General features: G+C 56.1%; 14 protein-coding genes. 12 read left to right on the top strand and 2 right to left on the bottom strand.

Annotation, left to right across the window (positions count from 1 at the left end; translation table 11 throughout):
• Positions 1–1,260: 1,260 nt before the first annotated feature.
• A complete protein-coding gene (locus tag EI42_RS28900) occupies positions 1,261–3,786 on the bottom strand; it encodes a serine/threonine-protein kinase (protein ID WP_170142990.1) in 2,526 nt (841 codons plus the stop codon).
• A 591-nt stretch (positions 3,787–4,377) separates the two neighbouring features.
• On the opposite strand from EI42_RS28900, the gene EI42_RS28905 reads away from it, so the two are divergent.
• The 12 genes from EI42_RS28905 to EI42_RS28970 all read left to right on the top strand — a co-directional run bounded on the left by EI42_RS28905 (position 4,378) and on the right by EI42_RS28970 (position 16,691).
• Positions 4,378–5,115, top strand: coding sequence for a winged helix-turn-helix domain-containing protein (locus EI42_RS28905; protein ID WP_111326113.1), 738 nt, complete (start codon positions 4,378–4,380; stop codon positions 5,113–5,115).
• A 753-nt stretch (positions 5,116–5,868) separates the two neighbouring features.
• On the top strand, positions 5,869–7,242 hold the full coding sequence (locus EI42_RS28915) for an FHA domain-containing serine/threonine-protein kinase (protein ID WP_111326128.1): 1,374 nt from the start codon (positions 5,869–5,871) through the stop codon (positions 7,240–7,242).
• A 541-nt stretch (positions 7,243–7,783) separates the two neighbouring features.
• The gene (locus EI42_RS32120) at positions 7,784–8,026 is read left to right on the top strand and encodes a hypothetical protein (protein WP_137686254.1); all 243 of its coding nucleotides are present in this window, start codon (positions 7,784–7,786) and stop codon (positions 8,024–8,026) included.
• Positions 8,027–9,058: 1,032 nt separating this feature from the next.
• Entirely contained in the window at positions 9,059–9,304 is a 246-nt protein-coding gene (locus EI42_RS28925; protein ID WP_111326116.1) for a helix-turn-helix domain-containing protein, read from the top strand.
• A 99-nt stretch (positions 9,305–9,403) separates the two neighbouring features.
• Positions 9,404–9,679: a hypothetical protein gene (locus EI42_RS28930; RefSeq protein WP_111326117.1), complete on the top strand. Its 276-nt coding sequence runs from the start codon at positions 9,404–9,406 to the stop codon at positions 9,677–9,679.
• 74 nt (positions 9,680–9,753) lie between these two features.
• Entirely contained in the window at positions 9,754–11,412 is a 1,659-nt protein-coding gene (locus EI42_RS28935) for a hypothetical protein (protein WP_211326394.1), read from the top strand.
• Positions 11,413–11,509: 97 nt separating this feature from the next.
• Entirely contained in the window at positions 11,510–12,616 is a 1,107-nt protein-coding gene (locus EI42_RS28940; RefSeq protein WP_111326119.1) for a ParM/StbA family protein, read from the top strand.
• A gap of 10 nt (positions 12,617–12,626) precedes the next feature.
• The gene (locus tag EI42_RS28945) at positions 12,627–12,977 is read left to right on the top strand and encodes a hypothetical protein (protein ID WP_111326120.1); all 351 of its coding nucleotides are present in this window, start codon (positions 12,627–12,629) and stop codon (positions 12,975–12,977) included.
• 10 nt (positions 12,978–12,987) lie between these two features.
• Positions 12,988–13,212 carry a hypothetical protein gene (locus tag EI42_RS28950; protein ID WP_137686255.1) on the top strand — a complete coding sequence of 75 codons (225 nt, stop codon included), beginning with the start codon at positions 12,988–12,990 and terminating at the stop codon, positions 13,210–13,212.
• 29 nt (positions 13,213–13,241) lie between these two features.
• On the top strand, positions 13,242–13,982 hold the full coding sequence (locus tag EI42_RS28955) for a hypothetical protein (protein ID WP_111326122.1): 741 nt from the start codon (positions 13,242–13,244) through the stop codon (positions 13,980–13,982).
• Between the two features lie 88 nt (positions 13,983–14,070).
• Positions 14,071–15,846, top strand: a complete 1,776-nt coding sequence (locus EI42_RS32125; RefSeq protein WP_137686256.1) for a MarR family transcriptional regulator — start codon at positions 14,071–14,073, stop codon at positions 15,844–15,846.
• A gap of 2 nt (positions 15,847–15,848) precedes the next feature.
• On the top strand, positions 15,849–16,691 hold the full coding sequence (locus EI42_RS28970; RefSeq protein WP_211326395.1) for an ATP-binding protein: 843 nt from the start codon (positions 15,849–15,851) through the stop codon (positions 16,689–16,691).
• Positions 16,692–17,089: 398 nt separating this feature from the next.
• Here EI42_RS28970 and EI42_RS28975 read toward each other — a convergent pair.
• On the bottom strand, positions 17,090–18,402 hold a 1,313-nt coding region (locus EI42_RS28975), incomplete at its 5' end, for a hypothetical protein (RefSeq protein WP_211326396.1).

The raw sequence follows: 18,402 nt of genomic DNA on the forward strand, positions 1-18,402 counted from the left end.
CCCTCACGCTTTTCTTGAGGTGCCGGGCGAGTTTTGCTCAAGGATCGAGTGTGCTTGGTAATATTTTGCTTGTCGCATTCCCTTTCTCCGTCGATAGGAAGGAATCTGCGTTCTTTCTCGAAAGGCTCGGCTATCGTCCCGAGTCGAAGCAGGGAGAACGGCACGGTTGTGAGTGAAGAAGGTTGCTGAACTAGACTCAGCAGCCTTCTTTAGAGGTCATTGTTACGTCAGTTGGGGATTAGCTAAAGCTATTTCTAGCGTACGCACAATGATATCTTGTCTTCCGTAGTTGCTAATAAGATGGTTTGTAAGTAACTTTACACGCCCTGTGTTTACGCAAGAAAATGATGCGTTTGCTTGAACGAATGCTTCCAAGGCTATTTTAGCACTTTTCTCGTACTCTTTCTCAAGAAAGTATGTTTTGCTAGGAGTACACTTTCAAACGCTTTTCTGTGTCCCGCGTGCTTATGCTGAGCTGCTAATGCTGACCTTAGCTCTCTTCTCGTATTTACAGGATATTGAGCAGAGCGTACTGGAGCTGAGATGTAAGCCCAGGCTCGATCTAGATGATACCTTTCTTCAGCTAAGGCCACAAAATGAATACTCTCTTTCCCCGCGTCCTTATTGACAAATCGTTCTGCTTCATCAGCTCGCAGAATCGCTTGATGGAACTCTTATGGATTCAAGGCAACACGGGCCTTCGCTACGCTTAGGCCTGTCAGTATGCTCCCCTCGGGCTCGTAGTACAAGGCGAGCAGCCCGGATCCAGAGTATCTGGGTAAAAAAGGTGCTTGAAGACGCGAGAGGCAAGCTAAAAGAGGAAGAGGAGTTTTCTTCTGCCGATGAGCTCAATTTCAATTGGTTCCCCACGATTATGAGCCATGTTGAGTCCTGTAGAGCAGCAGGTCATGATCCCCTCAATCCAAACAGTCAGACAGGCATGACTGGATGAGAGCTGTCAGTTCTCGAGCGGCGAGACCGTGGTTCTCTTCCGACATCGCAAATGGCGCCAGGAGATTGCGGAGCTCGTACAAGCTCTGCTGGACAAGCATACAACGGGTGCTCGCGAATGATGGTGCTGCCGATGGCGTAGTGTACTCCACTGAGCAAGCAGCCTACATCATAGAATTGATGAGCATACTGTTGAGAAGCGACAGCGGCAAAACCGATTCAAGCAATTATTATAGAGTTTATTGCCAGAGATGACAGAATGGTTTGATGACCTCTACCAGACAACAGCAGGTGAAGGTGTCTCAAGGATTATGGTAAATCGAGTATATTCCGCAACATTTCTAGATGTCTCCGGGCAAGGATGTCTTTGGGATCAAGCTGAAGCGCCTGTGTATAGGTAACGAGTGCCTCTTCGTATCTTCCTAAGAGAAAGAGTGCACTGCCTTTGTTTGTAAGCGCAAGAGAAAAGGTAGGATCAAGCTGGAGAGCTTTGTCAAAGGCGATCAATGCACTTGTGTAGAGCCCAAGATCTGCGAGTATAACGCCTTTGCTATAGTGCGTCAGGGCGTTATTCGGGTCAAGTTGAAGTGCCTGCTCACAGGCGGCCAGCGCATCTTCAAGTCTTCCCATGAGATGAAGCACACTTGCTTTGTTCGTGTAGTTCGTGGGGAATGCCGGGTCAAGTTGAATCGCTTGCTCATAGGCAACTAATGCTTCTTGGCGTCTCCCGAGGCCATTGAGGGAAACTCCTTTGTTGGTATAAGCAGCGGCCAGTGTTGGATCAAGTTGAAGCGCCTGCTCGCAGATGGCCAGCGCCTTTTTATATCGACCACGATTATTGAGCAAGTTTGCCTGGTCAATAAGTTGAAGCGCTTTTCGGGGATGTCCTGACTGTGTAGATGAGGCAGGATTGCCAGTTGTCAGCGCAGAGGAGTCCTTCAATTGACTGGTGACTTCATTGTTTCCCGCTTTAAACTGTTTCAGCGGTGTATGTGCAGGGTGAGGTCCAGAGTTCTTCTCATAGTTTTCCAGGGCTGCTTGCACATCTGTTTGGAGCAGATGGTTTCTGGTCTTCAACGGATAAAGCCTGGTGATTTGCTTGTAGGTAGTCAGAGCCTCCTCATATTGACCGAGTTCAAGAAGTACAAGAACCTTCAGGTAATGAGCTTCTGCAAACTCGGGTGCAAGGTGGATTGCTTGCTCAAAATCCTGTAATGCTTCCTGGAACCTCTGCTGTGTGGTCAGTACCATTCCTTTAAGAACCAGTGCATTGACGTAATGGGGATCGAGGCGTAGAGCCTGTTCAAGAGCGGCAAGTGCTTCCTCGTGTCGCTCCTGTCTAAAGAGTGCCTGCCCTTGTGCCTGGTATGCTCCAGCATACGTGGGCGCAATCCGTAGAGCTTGTTCACAAGCATCCAGCGCTTCCTTATAGCGCCCCAGCTCACTGAAGGCAAGGCTCTGGTTCCGATATGTGATAGGGTCATGTGGATCAAGCTTCAGGGCTTGCTGAAATGCGGTCAGAGCCTCTTCGTGCCGTCCCAGCTGCATAAGAGTAGTTCCTTTATCGCTATGAGCCGGGGCATACGAGGGGTTGAGGCGAGTGGTTTGTTCAAGAGCTGCAAGAGCCTCCTCATATCTGCCGAGCATAGTCAAAGCCTGTGCTGCATTAAAATAGGAACCGGGATATAACGAATCAAGCCGCATGGCCTGCTGGCAGGCTGTGAGGGCCTCTTCATATCTGCCCAGGTGGAAAAGTGCATTGCTTTTAGCTGCGTAAGCAGGACTGAGGGAGGGCGCAAGCTGGATAGCCTCTTCAAAGACAGCGAGAGCCTTCTTGAATTGTCCCAGAAGTGCCAGTGCTTTTCCTTGATCAATGAGCCTCCCGGCTAGTTCCAGGGTCGCTTCGTTGGGGGTTAATGTTGGTGGTGCATAGGGTCTCCCGCTTAATTGCGCGTAGATAGTCATTAGCTCTTCAGCAACCTCCGCCATCGTGGCTGGTCGTGCCTCTGGCCGATACTGCAAGCATCGGCTGAGAACAGTGTGCACTTCCTCTGGCATAGGCACTTGCCATGCTTGTGCTTCTTGTTTCTCTTGCAATACTGCTCCTGCCACGGCTCCCGTACTCCAGGTGACATCGCCGATGAATAGTTCCAGTACTGAGACCGCCCAACTCCAGATATCTGTTTTGTGGGTCAATGTGCGCCCGGCAGCTTGCTCAGGTGAGTTATAGGCGGCTGTCCCTTTTGCCAGAATGCTTTGCTGTTCTGTCTGATATTTCTGTGTTTCTTCTTGCTCAGCCATGAGGAGAGTGGCAGCTTTTGCCAGCCCAAAATCACTCACTTTTGCGATCCCTTCAGCGGTAAGTAGAACGTTGTGCGGTTTGACATCCTGGTGGATTATCCCCTGTTCATGCGCAGCGTGCAGACCCTCGGCAACCTGAATTGCAATAATCAGGATACGCTCAAGAACATGTTGCTTCTCACCTTTATAGAGATGGCGCAGGCGAATACTTTGTTCCAGGCTCCCTTCACTGGCATATTCAGCAAACGGACAGGGAATTCCCTCTACATCCCGTACATAGAGGCAGCGCAAGATATGCGGATGGGGGGTCAGGTGGATCCAGTTCGCAACCTCACGGGTGAAGATCTTCTTGTCGTGCTGACTTCGAAAGTACTCAGGTTGAGGACGCTTGACTGCCAGAATCGTATGTGTGGTATGGTCATACACCTTATACACAATACCCATTCCACCTTTACCAAGAACACCTTTGACCGTATACGTATTTAAGATGACATCGCCTACTTGCCAGTCTCTGAAGACACGTTCAATATTCATAGGATAGGCTATATATCCTTGCATTCCTTTTGCTGGTATGGCCTGTGATGGAGGAGAAGAGGGAGCTGTGAAGGTATTTGTTTGCCGGCGGCGACTGAAAAGGCGCTGTATGAAGGTAGGTTTCTCATCCATAAATTGTCCTTTCATCCTTGAAGACTTTTTGTGAACTATGGAATATACACCGCTCTACATGGAACAGAGTATCAGAGAAGAACGGATTTGATCTCTCGATGAAAAGAGCATATCCCTTGTGGGAACTATGGTTCCTGTTACGGAGAGCAGTAGTGCTCCGCAGAGAGAAGGAGCCTTATTCTCTTTCACATCAAGCTTGTCATCCTTTTGGAAGTATACCTGCACTCTTTTCTACTTACAAGTATTGCTGCTTGCATATGCAGGTAGGATGCATCATTATTCCCTGCACAGTTGCTGTATTTTTCCATCTCTCTTCCCTCACCTGGACATTGTTTCTCAACCAGATGGCAATTGAAATTCCATAGGATCCACTCTAAAATTGTGTAAAATAAAGGTTATGGAGATCAGTGCATAGGAATACTTCAACTAGGGAATAACTTTATTATAGCAGGAGTTGCTATGGAAACGCTTTTTCCCTTTCTTGAGATTACAGGGCCAGAGAAGCAACAGTTTCGTGTAGAACTGAACAAGGACCGAATTACAATTGGGCGCTTTGATCTCTTCAATGATGTAGCGCTGGAACCAGATCCACAACAACTCATTTCCCGCAAGGCGCACTGCCTGCTTGAGCGCGATATGGAGGGCTGGTGGGTGGTACATAACGGAGGCGTGAACCCGACCTTTGTGCGCAAGGGAACCGATGTGATGATGGTTGAAGGGCGAACTTCGCTCAAGGAGGGGGATTGTATTCTGCTCCTTGGTAAGTTTGCAGAGGAAGGAGAGCTTTGTTATTGGGAACTGACCTTTCGTGACCCGTTTGGAACCAGGCCAGCCGGGCTAGGAAGAGGCGTTGCCTATCTGGAATATGACTGGATCGAAGGGCGACTGTTCCGTATCGAGGATGAGAAACGGCTGGAGATTCGGGACTTGCGTCCACAAGAACATAAGCTCGTTCGATATATGGAACAGCGCAATCGTACGAATCAGCATGCTGCTGTCCTATGTACTTTTGAGGAACTCATTGCAGCCATCTGGGGTGATGAGCCGGGACATACAGAGGCTGAAATCACGCATCTCATCTGGGAACTACGGCAGAAGCTGGAAACCAATCCCAGGGAGCCGCGTTTTTTGGAGACCGTACGTGGTCTGGGCTACCGGCTTGTCACAAAGCGGTTGCGTATGACAGCTGAAGAGTAAAGGCAGATCATAGCAGAGCGAAGGGCCAATACCCGGTAGCTTTCGAGATCTGAGCGGGAGAGGCAGAATCCTTGAGACCCTGTCTGGAGCGCCAGAATGGCTGTCATATGGACAGGCCTGGACTGAAGCATAGAAAGCAAGGATGCCCTTGCGCGGTCCTTTTTGCCGAGCGGTGTTTGTGAACGTATTCCTGTATAGAGGGTAAAAATGACAAATGCGATAAGAGAAACATTTTTTATACAACATGTATAAAAATCAGAGCAGGTAAAAGAGTTGCGAATGCGACTTTTCAGCAACCCTTATGGAGGCACTGTGACGCAATATGGAGATCTATTCGTGGTGACGCCTGGCCCTTTGCCATCTGAAAGGAGGACCCCATCTTGCTTTTTTGTCCTTCTTCGTCTCGGCTTTCTGTTCTTTCATGTCTTCGGTCTTCCTATGGCGTTCATTCCAGGGCGCTTCCCGAAAGGTATGCTCATAGGAAGTATTATAGCTGCTGGGATTTCTATTGCGCTGTGGTTCTCTCATAAGCTCGTGTTGAGATACCTTTCAGAACTCATGCTCTGTATTGTCTGGGGAGTGGTTGGCTGGACAGGAGGGGCGAACATTCACCTATCGTGGCTTCCGGCTCCTGTACTTCCGATAGCGCTCTGTATCATTGGGTTCCTTCTCAGCGCGATCACCTCTATGTGGGCCTTTATCCGGAGTTCCTTTGTCATTGTTTCTTCTCTTCTAGAAGGAGAATAGATGTGTATGGTTGCGACGATTACCTTCACTGTCACTGCGGGTTGTATGCAGGGTACACGCTTTGTCTTTACAACTCATGACACCCTGCTTTGTGGACGCATGAAGGATTGTCAGATATGTCTTTCCAATGATATGCAGGTATCGCGTCACCATTTTCTTTTAGAGGTGAATCCTCCAGAGGTCCGCTTGCGAGATCTGGGGAGTCGCAATGGCACCTTTGTGAACGGGAAAAAATATGGGGGGCGTCAGTCGCATGAGACTCCAGAGCAAGGCGCACAGCGCCAGTATCCCCAGGTCGATGTGCACGATCATGATGTGATTCAGGTGGGGCGAACGACTCTGGAGGTCAGAATTGAGGTGGAGCGTCATGTGTCTCGACCGATACACTGTCAATCATGTGGAAAGGATGTTTCCGCTGAGGCCGATTCTGGCAGAAGTGGTACATATCTCTGTAAGAGCTGCCAGAAGCGAATGCAGACCGAAGAGCATGGGATACAGTTGCAATCCCTACTTCAGCGGCTTCAACGACAGGCGCAAATAGATATGCCTGGTATTCCGAGCTATGAGATCGAACGCAAGATAGGACAAGGGGGAATGGGGGCAGTCTATCTGGTTCGACACCGGGAGAACGCTTCTTACGCCGCCATGAAGGTTCTCCTTGCCCGAGTAGCTGTGGATGAACAGATGCGGAAAAAGTTCATGCGCGAAGTGGAAGTGACACGATCATTGCGGCACAAGCATATTGTCGAGTTCCTTGAATATGGTTCGCTCGACAGTGTTTTTTACTTTCTTTTAGAATACTGTGAGGGGGGGAGCCTGTTTGATCTGATGCAAAAGCGTGGCGGGCGCCTTTCGCTGCAAGAGGCTGGACCACTGTTGCTACAGGCATTAAAAGGGCTTGCCTTTGCACATGAGCAGGGGTTTGTCCATCGTGATCTCAAGCCGCACAATATTCTGCTGAGCAAGAGAGATGGGCAATGGATAGCCAAACTGGCTGATCTGGGACTGGCGAAAAACTTTGAACAGGCCGGGTTAAGTGGTATGACGGTTACAGGCGAAGCGGCTGGCTCCTTTCTCTATATGCCTTATGAGCAAGTGATCAATTTCAAGTATGTAAGACCGGTTAGTGATATCTGGTCGATGGGGGCCACATGCTATCATGTCCTGACTGGTCAATTCCCACGCCCACTACAACAGGGGCGCGACCCAATAGAAGTTGTTTTGTCCGGAGAGATGATACCCATACACCAACGCGCTCCCTTTCTTCCCTCACGTGTATTGAAAGTGATAGATCGCTCCCTGGCGAAGAATATGGAGGAACGTTATCAGCATGCAGGGGAGATGTATCAGGCATTGGCACAAGCGTTGCAAGAAGCTTAAGGGCATGGTCAACCACTCTCGACAGAAGTCCCGGCTCGTGCCTGTATCTCTTAAGCCGGGGAGTAACTTCTCTTCCGCCAAAGGAGGAGTGAAGTGAAGGTGCTGTCGGCAATACTTTGCGGGGCTCGACAATGAGTTTCGAGCAGGTTTCAATCCTCAGCACTCTGGAGAGCGAGCTTGGCCCACTCTTGTAGACAGGGCTAATGGGGGAAACATCCTCTCTTCAACTTGAGAAGGCTGGTGTCCCTTAAAGAAGAGTGAAGACGCTGATGTTTGGAAAACACCTATATATTCAAGGATGATCTGCCGCGCCTGATCCCGTGTGAGAATGCTGGTTCGAGGGACACATTCTCATTTTCAAGGTGCTCCAGAATGACCACATATTAGCGTTATCTTAACAATTGCCTGTCTGGGTCATACGCACCAGAATTGTATGTTTTACCACCATTGTAGCTAGCGAGAAGGAGAAGTGGCACCAGGATAGGAAAAACAGACAAGGAGATAGCGAGAGCCAAGTAAGCATACAAGCACAACCGGGCGCATGAGGCATCATCTTGCCTCACATGTACAGTGGGTTAGGCATGTGTTGCCCGCTGCTGAAGCCAGCGCAGGCGTTCTTGGGAACGGGCCAGTTCTCCTATGTGCTCAAGAAACGGCGCCAGCGGCATGGGGTTCCGATCAATCTTTTGATCGGAACCCGCTTGAGCAGCGTACTGCCTTGCAGCACAAGAAACTGGGCGAGTATGAGCGTCAACCACCAATGTATGCTTTACCAACCTCGTGAATGGGAAGCTCCAAACACATCGTGAACGTTCCAATTCAAATGAGGGTGTGCTGGCTTGCTTAGCCAGCCGGGTGTGATTTTCATGATGGTTGCTTTACTCATAGCATGTAACCATCTTTGAAGGTGACTCCGGGATCGGGTATTAAACCGCCATCCTTGCAAGGATGTGTCAACATGTCTACTCCGTAGAGCGTGACCCGAAGCGGGTTGCGTTTGTGCAGGATCGTTTGGCGAAACTCAGAGTAGGGAATGTGAGGGAAGAGGCGGGGCAGAAAGGCAATGCAGGCAGGGGGGTCTCCAGAGAGCGTGAAGGGTGTCGGTGTGACTTTCGGGAGCGAGGCCTATATTGAAGGAGATCGCTTGAGATTCTCGTGAAGGTCGGGTATACTGAAGGGGAGCGGTTGAAGATACAACACTTCAACCGGATGAATGAAAGGAGGGGGTGTACTAGTGGTTGCTACCACGTGTTTGGGCGTGAAAACGCTGCACACATGAGGTGAAGATGCTGCTGTGAGGGCAGCGTGTGGGCGTTGTGGTGTGAAGAAAGGCAACCTTGCCAGTGCTCGTTTTGGCAGACCGACACTGGCAAGGTCCCAACAAAGCGGTCAAGACCGCACCGATACTATACCATACTCTCTGTGCTCTGGCTAGATCGTGTTGCAAAGAGATTGTCTTCAATCCTGCCTGAGTGCGCGGCTGGTGGTGTGTGTTCCCCGCTTTTTCCGTTCGTCGAGAGGCCAGTGGGCAGTGACATGTAGTCATCTGTTCTGCCCTTTTTCAGCCAGGATGCTTCAGAACGGATGCCTGCTTCCTTGCTGCTCGCGAGAGCAGAGCGCTCATGGAGCGCTTGTATGATGCGCAATCCTCAGGTCCTTTGTGGTGAGGGATGAGGACGCTGCCTGTCAGTGATTTTCCTCTGGGTGTGGTGTCGGCGTGCTGTGTGCATGTGGTCATGCCGGTACGTACGAAGAGAGAAGCTGGAGGTGTTTTTTGATCATGGAGATGAAGAAAGAGAGATAGGAGGAGGGAGATATGCGACAAGAGAGAAGAAAGCCGTCGGTGCTGCGACAAGTACGCAAGGAGTTGGACCTGACCCGCGAGGATATCGTGCGACGGGCGCGAATCTCGGCGTCGACGATTCGCAATGCGGAGTTGGGGCGGACGGTGCGGCAGCGCTCGGCCGTGCAGATTCTCACGGCGATTAATGAGGTGCTGCGCATGCGCCAGCAGCCGCCATTGACGTTGGAGGCGTTGCATCTGGTGCTCCTGGAGGAGTGAGCAGCGGAGCCCCTGCGGGGGACGCAGGAGCGACCCTGCTGGAAGCCCTACTTGTAGGATGAGCGTATGACAGGATGGACGTGTGAAAGGAGGAAGGGTATGGATGAGGTATGCTTGCCCCGGCGGGCGATGAGGCTGCGGATTCACTGTGAACCGCTGGAGACGCCTGCGCGGTTGTTTTGTCCGGTGTGGGCGGAGGCCCCCTTTACGCTCGAGGTCTCTGATGCGGAGTGGCAGCAGACGACGCTGCTGTCAAGCGTCCGGTTCGGGCAGGAGTCGGTCTGTCCGGTGGTGCTGCGGCCAGAGATGGTGGTGCGGGTGCTCTGTGGGGGGCTGCTGCTGGAGCTACAGGTGCGAGCCGTCGCGCGGGCATAAGAGCGCTGATGAGGCGCTGTGAGAACGATGAAAGAGGCAGACGAATGGCGGAACGAGAGATGCAGAGAGGTCGCATGAGCCCCTCTTTTCTGCTCAATGTGGCGCTGCCGGTGGCGCTGGCGCTCTGGGTGACGGCGTCCCTGCTGTGGCTGGCGCTGCAATGGCTCTGGGAGCGGGTGAGTGTGGCGGTGACGCAGCATGCAGGTTGTCTGGTGGGGCTGAGTGCGCTGGTGCTGAGTGCGCTGAGCGCGCCATGGGTGCTGCCGCTGCTCTTTCGTGGCCTTCGGGCTCTTGATGACTTTTCACAGAGCCGCAAAGATCGGGCAGCCTATCGCGCGTTGCTAGAGGCGTCGACGGAGGCGGTGCGCCAGGGGCGCAGACTGGAATACCGCAATACGCAGACGGGAGATCAGATGAAGGTGGATGCACTTCCGGCGCGGTTGCGACCAGCCTCTCAGGGCAGCATTGCTCAGGAGCCAGCGGGTATGTCTGCACCCCCGTTGCCTGCTGCGGTGGAGGCGATTCCGGCGGTGATTGAGTACCCGGCGATTCGGGATCAGGTGCCTGCCGGCCAGACGCTGCTGGGGATCCATCCGGAGACGGGGCGGTTGGAACTGGCCTCCCCGGAGCAGCTCAAAACGGCCTGGTTTGTGGGGGGCTCCAATTCGGGCAAGAGCAATACGGTCTATGGCAAGGTGCAGGATGTGGTCTCCTGGGGCGCGAAGCTATTGCTCTGTGACCTGCATGCGCATAAGCCGGATAGTCTGGCCCGCAAACTGGCCCCGTTCCGGCAGGCCTTGCTGCGTCCGGTGGCGACAACGGCAGAGGAGATCAAGCAGGCGATCCTGCTCTTTCTGGCGGAATTTCGGGCCAGACGAGCGGGGCGCCGGCCCTGCACGCAGCGGTGGCTCATTGTCTTTGATGAGGTCAACGCGACCTGTCAGCAAGTGGTGCGCGTCTCTGAAGCGGAGCGGGCCGACCTGTATGCCGCCTTTGGGCTCAAGCTGAGTGAGGAGCAGGTGAAATTGCAGGTCTTCATCAAGTGCCTGGCGGAAACGTGCGGCTATGAGACGCGGGGATTTGCGATGTATGGCTTTTTCATCTCGCAGAAGGTGGCGGGGCTGGCCTGGTTGCGCAATGCGATGATGACGGTGTTTGTGCATGCGCTGTTGATGCACAGTGAGGCGCTGCTGGCGGCTAATCACAAGCGGCAGGTGGCTGAGCAGGTGACCCGCTTTCGGGTGGGACGCACGCTCGTCTATGGCTATGAGATTGAGGAGATGATCTTGCAGCAGCCACGCTATGCCGTGGAAGCTGGACCGCTGGGAGCCCGCAGACCGGGGGAGGATGTGAGTCTAGAACCCTGGGCGTCATCTCCTGCTGTTTCCGTGCCGGGAAACGGGAAACGGGTGGAAACAGGGGCGGAAACGGAGGCGGAAACAGGGGAGGAAACAGCGCCACAAGCGGGGCGAGGGCCTCGTGGCAGGGTGATCGAGGGAGTGTTTCCGCCGTCATCCGCGGTACCTGCCCAAAAAGAGAGGCAGGGAGCTGTTTCCGCGGAGGTGCGGGAAACGATTCGGCGGCTCTGTCTGCAAGGCAAGCTCTCGCATCGAGAGATCGCAGCGGCGGTGGGGCTGGCCGGGCGCAAGTATGGGCTCTATCAGCAGGTGTGTCGGGAGCTGGGGATCAAGCCCCAGGAGTACCGAAAAAGGATGCCACCACACCGATGGTAAATCATGTGTTGATCTGTTCCCGGAACAGACCGGGAAGCAGAAATGACGATATGGTCTGTTCCGGGAACAGATCACGACAGTGAAAGGAGACGTTGTGATGACAATGACGATTGCATATGAAGCACGCGGATTGGGAACCTCCCCTTGCTATCCGGCAGGTTTTGATGGAGGCAACACCGATACCTGTTTTGCAACCTTCATCGAGGGTCAGGAACACATCACGGTGCTACCCAGTGCGATTGCCCTGGGTTCCGTGGCCAGACTGGATTTGTTACGCAGTGGGGTGCATGGCGTTCCAACGGCTCATGAGCGCTATCACCAGGATGTGTTGGTTTCGTATCAAGGGGTAGACTACTTTGTCGGATATATGGCGATGCGGCACCAGAAACTGGCCACGACGCAGCGAGGGGATGAGACCCGCTATGCCTCACGAGATCAGCTTCTTCGGCTGCTGGCCGCCTCGGGCTTGACGATTCCCACCACAGCATACACGCTTGAGCTGGTGACGACGCTGCCGGTAGGCTACTACACCAGGCAGTTACGGCGGCAGGTGCGTGCGTGCTTGGAGGGCGAGCATGTCTTTCAACTTAATGGGCAGCAGCGGCGGGCCACGATTCGGGTCCGCAAGATTCTGGTGGAAGGACCGCCCGCCTTGGTGCTCTATGGAGCTGACTCCGCCAGGCAGCAACGGCTGCTTATTGATGGTGGAGGCTATACCACAGAGTTTGTGGTGCTGGATGGCTTTGAGCCGCTGCCCGAACTGTGCCGAGGGGTTGAGTTGGGGGTGGAACAGATTGGTGAGTACCTGGCGGAGCAGGTCCAGGAGCGCTATCAGCGCAAGCTGAGCGTGCGTGAACGCAGTGACATTTTGCGGGCCTATGGCTCTCAGCGGAGTGGGCACCCGGAGGCGTATCCGACGATTGCCTGTGGTCGCACGAGCATTGCAGCAGCGGAACTGGCGAGTATCGTGCGAGAAGGCTGTCTCAAGGTGGGAGAGCTGACCTTAAAAGAGGCGGCGTCGCTGTGGGGGATCACGAACGAGGTGGTAGCCGGGCATATTCCGTATCACTACCATGTGGGGGGCTCGGTCTGGTTCTACCACGATGTGTTACGCAGCAAGATGCCCCACCTGCGAGCGGTGGAACAAGCGGAACTGGTGAATGCGCGAGGGAGCATGCGGATCGCGCAGGCCTTGTGCTCGTGAGGGGTGGTCGATGCCACGCAATACAGAGGAGTTTGAGTATGTGCAGGTGCCTTTTCCCAAAGGAAGCGCGGTGGTGCAGCACCTCCGAGAAGAGGCCCGGCGCTATAGCGGACGAGCGTTTGTGGGACCGCATATCGCGCTCTTGCTGATCGATCGCGATGCGCATCTCTATGGGAGTGCAGAAGGGCAAGGACGAGGCATCTGGTTTCCCCCGGCGTATCTGGCCCGGCTGCCCCCAGTGGCAGAGGAGCCACCGCTTCAGGATGTGGAAGCTCCTGTGAAGATGAGTGAGGCTGAGGTGGTGCAAGCACAAGCGCGAGCGATGGTGCAGATGCAGTTTGGCGATGATGACGAAGCATGAAAGGAGTGAGATGATGGGAATACGGCAATGGTTTGGGAAGCCGTCACAGGCGCAACGGGAGGCAGAAGCAGCGGTGCGTGCCTTGCTGGGGGAGATCCAGTTCACGCTGGAAGATCCACCGGAGGTGATGCAGGAGAAAGAGCGGCGTCTGCGTGAAGGGATTGAGATGATCCGACGGCATCGAGAGCAGGCGGAGGCCGCACGCTCCTGGTGGGCCAAAATGATCGGGTGGTAGGAAGTTGGAGAAAGAGAAAGCGAGGAAGAATGATGCAGAAGAAACGCAAGTGCTGGGTGCCACGCTGGACGTGCCTGCGAAGGCGGCAACGGAAGGAGCGCGCATCGCGCCCCGAGAAGCAGGAGATGACGCAGGACACGCTGCGATCGAGCGTGGTGGAGGAACAGGCCCAGACCGAGGACCAACCGTCAGAGCAACACACGACAGAGGAGGAAGAACCGATGCCAGGGCATCAGGATGAACAGCGAGCAGAAGAACGGGTGCTGGTGCTTCAAGATGAGGCAGGCAATCAGGTGCCGATAGTCCGCCGCGACGGCCGGCTCTTTGTGGATGGGGTCTCGGCCCGCATGCTTCAGATTGCGCCTCTGGATGCTCCGCCACCCCAACTGGAGCTGATGAGTGCCGGGGGCGTCCTGGTGCGCATGACGTTTGAGCAGTATGCGCAGCTGGTAGGACCGCTCTCTCGGGACGCGCTGGGAAGGATCTGTGCCTCATTGGATCAGCTCCTGATCGAGCAGGCGGAAGAAGCCGCGGAGTTGGAGCGAGGAGAGACAGAAGTGCAGCTGATGGCGCCGATCTTCTGTGGGGGGAAGCATCCCTTTGTGGTGCCGCTGACGCACCGAGCGGTGATCACGGCATCCCTGAGCCGGCCGCGTCTCTACCTGCTACAAGGGCGCTGCATGGGCTGTGAGAGCCTGTGGTATGCCAAAAAGCTGGAGCAGTATGAGGCGGCGCGTGAGCAGGAGCGTGAGCCGGACGAGCCGCGCTAAGCGGGTCTGATAATGCTCGAGGGCCTGGACATGCAGGCCTTCGAGCGCGAGTGTTGTTAACGGAGTTGACAGAGAGGAGAAGCGGTATATGCAGCGGGAGCGTCTGTTTCGGTTTCCCTATGGGATGTTTTTGATGGTGCGGTTGGAATATGTGCTGCTGACCCGGGATGAGTTGGAGGCCCAGATTTTGCGGGTGTTGGAAGGTGAGCTTGAGATGCAGCGGCAGCGCTGGCAGCAAGAGGCTGCTGCCGCCCGGCAGATGGGACGTGTGGTGCCGGCGGAGCCGTCGGGATGGGTACGGCTCTCGCAGGCCCAGCTGCTCTCACGCCTCTACAAGTTTGATACGGCGAAAGTGGGAGGAGCGAGACAGCCGCTCTCGATGAGTAAGACGACGCTGCGGCGGGCGCTCAAGCGGCTCACGGGGCGAGGGTATGTGCAGGTGCGTCAGGAGCCAGGGGATCCATTGGGCCGGGCGTGCTATCAGCTCCAGGTGGAGGCGATTCAGCAGGCGCTGGATGCCTTGCCGCATATGGCGGACCCGCATCGGTTCTTCTGGCAGGAGGGGATGAGCGAGAGTGCTGATGGCTTCTCTGTCCATGATGGAGGCACCTCTGTCCAAGAGAGCGAGACCCCCTTCCAAAATGGCGAGACCTCTTTCCAAAATGGCGGCACCCCCTTCCAAAATGGCGAGACCTCTTTCCAAAATGGCGGCACCCCCCTTCCACATTGGCGCCCATATAAGAAAGAGAAAAGAGAAGAAGAAAGAGAAAAGCAAGAGCCAAAAGAAGCAGCTTCCTCTGTCATCATGCAGAGCAATGTGCTGGCAGAGAGGGAGGGGGCTGCTGCTGTTTCTCCCCTGGATGAGGCGCTTGGTGTTCAAGGACGAAGTGGCAAAACGAGCACATGGGTGGAGCGCACTCCGCTCTCTGCCGCTCCAGGTGTCGAGGGGGACCAGGGAAAGCAACCCCCGCTCTCTCCCCGTGTCACGTCATCTGTCGTTGCTGCTGCTGAGGTTCAGCAAGAAACTATCCAGGTTCCTGGTATGGCCGGAGAAGCGGTGCCAGCGCTGTCGGCGTCGACCGTACAGCCCGCTGAAGCCGAAGCGAGAGAGGGGAGCGGGCGGTCCCACGGTGCTCGCGACGTGCAGGTGCTTGAAGCCGAGGCCGTGGTGGCGCTGATAGAGCGGTTGCGGGGAAAGGGGTATTCGCGGGAGCAACGTGAGCATGAACTGCGGGCGGCGGCGCGCCTGCTCACGCTGGAACCGAAGGTCAGTTTGCAGGAGATCGAGGCCGCCTGGACGCATGGCTCGGACGCATACTGGCGGCGCACGCATCAAGGGGAGCAGGTGCATGTGCATGATCTGGTGCATCGGGATTCGCATGGACGCTATCGAGTTCATGCCTTTCTGGAGCATCTCAAGCAGCAGAAGCTGCGGCTCCGGGTGCCTGTGGAGCGCTCTTGCCCGTCGCAGGTGCAGGAGCAGATCCCCTACGCGGTGATGGTGAGGCAGCGGGCGGCAGCCGTCGCGAAGGTGCAGGAACAGCCCCCTTGTGTCTCGCAGCCGGGTAAGCAACCTTCGATGCATGGTGAGATGCGAGGAGAGGAACCACCGCACTCGAGTGGACTGACGCAGCGACAAGCTCAGCAACTGGCCACGATCCTGGCGCAACAGGCGGCTTCCCTGGGGCTGCACCTGGAGAGTGCGGCACAGCCAACCGAGAGCGGGTGGCAGGTGTGCTTGCGCTGGAAGACGCCAGCCGGCGAAGCGGGGCAGGTGCTGGTGAGCAAGGCCGTGGAGGGGCTGCGATTCATCAAAGGGATGAGCGCGCGTGAATGTGAAACACAGCAGAGAAGGAGTGCATGAGGATGGAACGACGAGATCACGGATTGGAATCGCTGGGAGCGCTGGTGGCGCGCTCGACATGGCGGACCCGGCCGCCGCAGGTGACGATGCTCTCGCCTATGCAGGGGCCGCAGCAGGCTTCAGAGGAGCGCTGTGCGCAGTGCCGGGGGACGGGATTTGTGCGGCGGGAGGTTCCGTTTGGCCATCCGCAGTTTGGCAAGGCTCTCCCCTGTGTGTGCACGCGCAAAGCACAACACCAGCGAGAGGCGGCCCTGCTGCGAGAGCTCTCGCGCCTGGATACGTTGCCGAGGTACAGGCAAGCGACCTTTGAGCATTTTGAGGCGAGTCTGCCGGGAGTGGCAGAGGCCTATACAGCGGCGCTCGCCTATGCCGAACAGCCAGCAGGGTGGTTGGTGTTGCTGGGATCCTATGGCTGTGGCAAGACGCATCTGGCAGTGGCGATTGCACAGGAGCGGCTGGCAGCCGGGGAGCGAGTGGTGTTTCTGACCGTGCCGGATCTGCTGGATCATTTGCGCTCGGCATTTGCGCCCAATGCGCCGGCGACCTATGATGAGCTGTTTGCGCGCGTCCGGGAGGTGGAGCTGCTGGTGCTCGATGATCTGGGCGCGGAGCATCGGACACCCTGGGCCAATGAGAAGCTCTTTCAGCTGCTCAATCATCGCTACAACGCGATGTTGCCAACGGTGATCACCTCGAACCGGATGGCGCTGGAGGGGATAGACCATCGGATTGTCTCGCGTTTGCATGATCGGGAGCTGGTGAGACAGATCCTCATGGATGAGGCGCAGGATTATCGCGTGTGTCTGAGTGGAAGACAGGCGTTGGGTGAGCGTGAGCACTCTTGAGGATGACTGCGGGCTTGCTGCGCGTGGAGGTGTGTGGACAGAAGTCTTCTGAGTGGAAAGGGCCAAAACGCAAAAAAGCGGGAAAGGCATGGTTGGTGCGAGGAGAGATGAGCCCGGATGCGGAGAAGCTGTTGAGGGAGGGAAGGCTCTCCAGAGGCGGACAGGGATACTGCCCGGTTCTGGAGAGGGATGGACGCAGGAGATCAGCGTGCAGCTGCCAGTGCTGCTTGTATCTGGAGACTGGAAGCAGTGGCTTGACTGGCTGATCAGGAGAAAAGGTGCATGGACGTCCAGACGGGATGGTCGTGACGCTGTGTGCGAGACGTGTGGACCTCCGATGGTTCGTGCAGATGCAGGCAGGCGGGACTCACGCCGGAGCGTGAGCACGCCTGCTTTCACTAGCGTCTGGGAGGAAGAGACGTGGGATGCTCTTCCGTGTCCGTCTCGGTCCAGAACGGACATTGAGAGATGGTCCCGCCCACTTCCTGGGTGCTGCGTGCCCGCCTGCGGGTTCTCAGAGGGCGTTCAGGCTTCCCAAAGACGAGCGCTCCCGGACAAACCGACGGATGTGACCGCTGATGTGAGCGGTCGGAGGCCGAAGGGAGATCGCTCGTCTGGGAGGGAGCAGGGAGCGTGGTTTCTGCCAGGGGACCAGTGCTCGCGTGCCCCGAGCGCCTGAGAGCGCGCCCCTGCCGGTCGACAGGTGCAGAGGATGGCACGAGCATCTGCTGCGAGTTGCTCATTGCGTCCTCGGCTGTCGTGAGCAGGAGCGTGAAGAGGCCGGGGGGTTCCTCGGCAGGAGTCGTCGAGGTGCGCCGTGAGCGCCTGGGAGATGGTTTCCGTAGCCGTTGGAGGTGTTCCGGATGACCAAAGCGAAGTGATACCCGGGGTGTGGAAACCGTGTCCGTGCAGCGACGGTGGGACAGGTGCTGCTGCTGGGCTGCGGCAGCATGTTCCGTTGCCTGCGATGATGGCGTGCGTATCCGCGCCACGGAGCGCTGAGCCTGCTGCGGGACCGGAGTGCTTTGCGCTCGGTGCCCTGCCCCGGCAGATGTGGGCGCTTGCTCGGTCTGCCGCCTGGATGAGCGCGGTTTCCGCTGAGAGGCGGCACGCACTTGCTGGATATGCTCCGGGTTGCCAAAGACCAGGGTAGCGCGTGATCCAGGGATGACAGGAGGGCGCTGTTCTGTTTGTGCTGATGTGGTCGTTGGAGCAGGCGTTGTCTCGCCAGCAGGACCGGAAGCCGCACCCTGAGTTGCCCGCCGTCGGGGGCGTGGTCCTGCTGATGCAGGCGTCGTCGCTCGGCTTGCCTTCTGTCCGGGTCGCTGTGACCCTGCCTGTCTGGTTGTCGTCTGCGGTGACCTGGGATGCGCTGTCCTCTCTGCCAGGACCTCACCGGGAACCGCGGCCTCAGCCGTTAAGACCTGTGCCGGAGGGTATTGCTCGACGGGCGTGCTTGACCTGGCTCTGGTGCGCTGCTTCGGTGGATGCGATGCGTTTGGTCTGACGGCCGGCTGCGGTGACCTGGGATGCGCTTCAGCTGGAACCACAGACGCGGGAGAGGGAAGCGTTCTCACCTCGCGCTGTGAAGCACTGGTGCTGGCAGTCTGGACTTCCGATGCTGGTAGCGTCGCGGGGACCCGTGGCGGGAGCAAGGCCGCAGGCGTCTCCGTCGGGATTGGGCTTGCCGTGACCGCGGCGGTGTGGCTGG

This window comes from Thermosporothrix hazakensis (assembly GCF_003253565.1).
GTDB lineage: Bacteria > Chloroflexota > Ktedonobacteria > Ktedonobacterales > Ktedonobacteraceae > Thermosporothrix > Thermosporothrix hazakensis.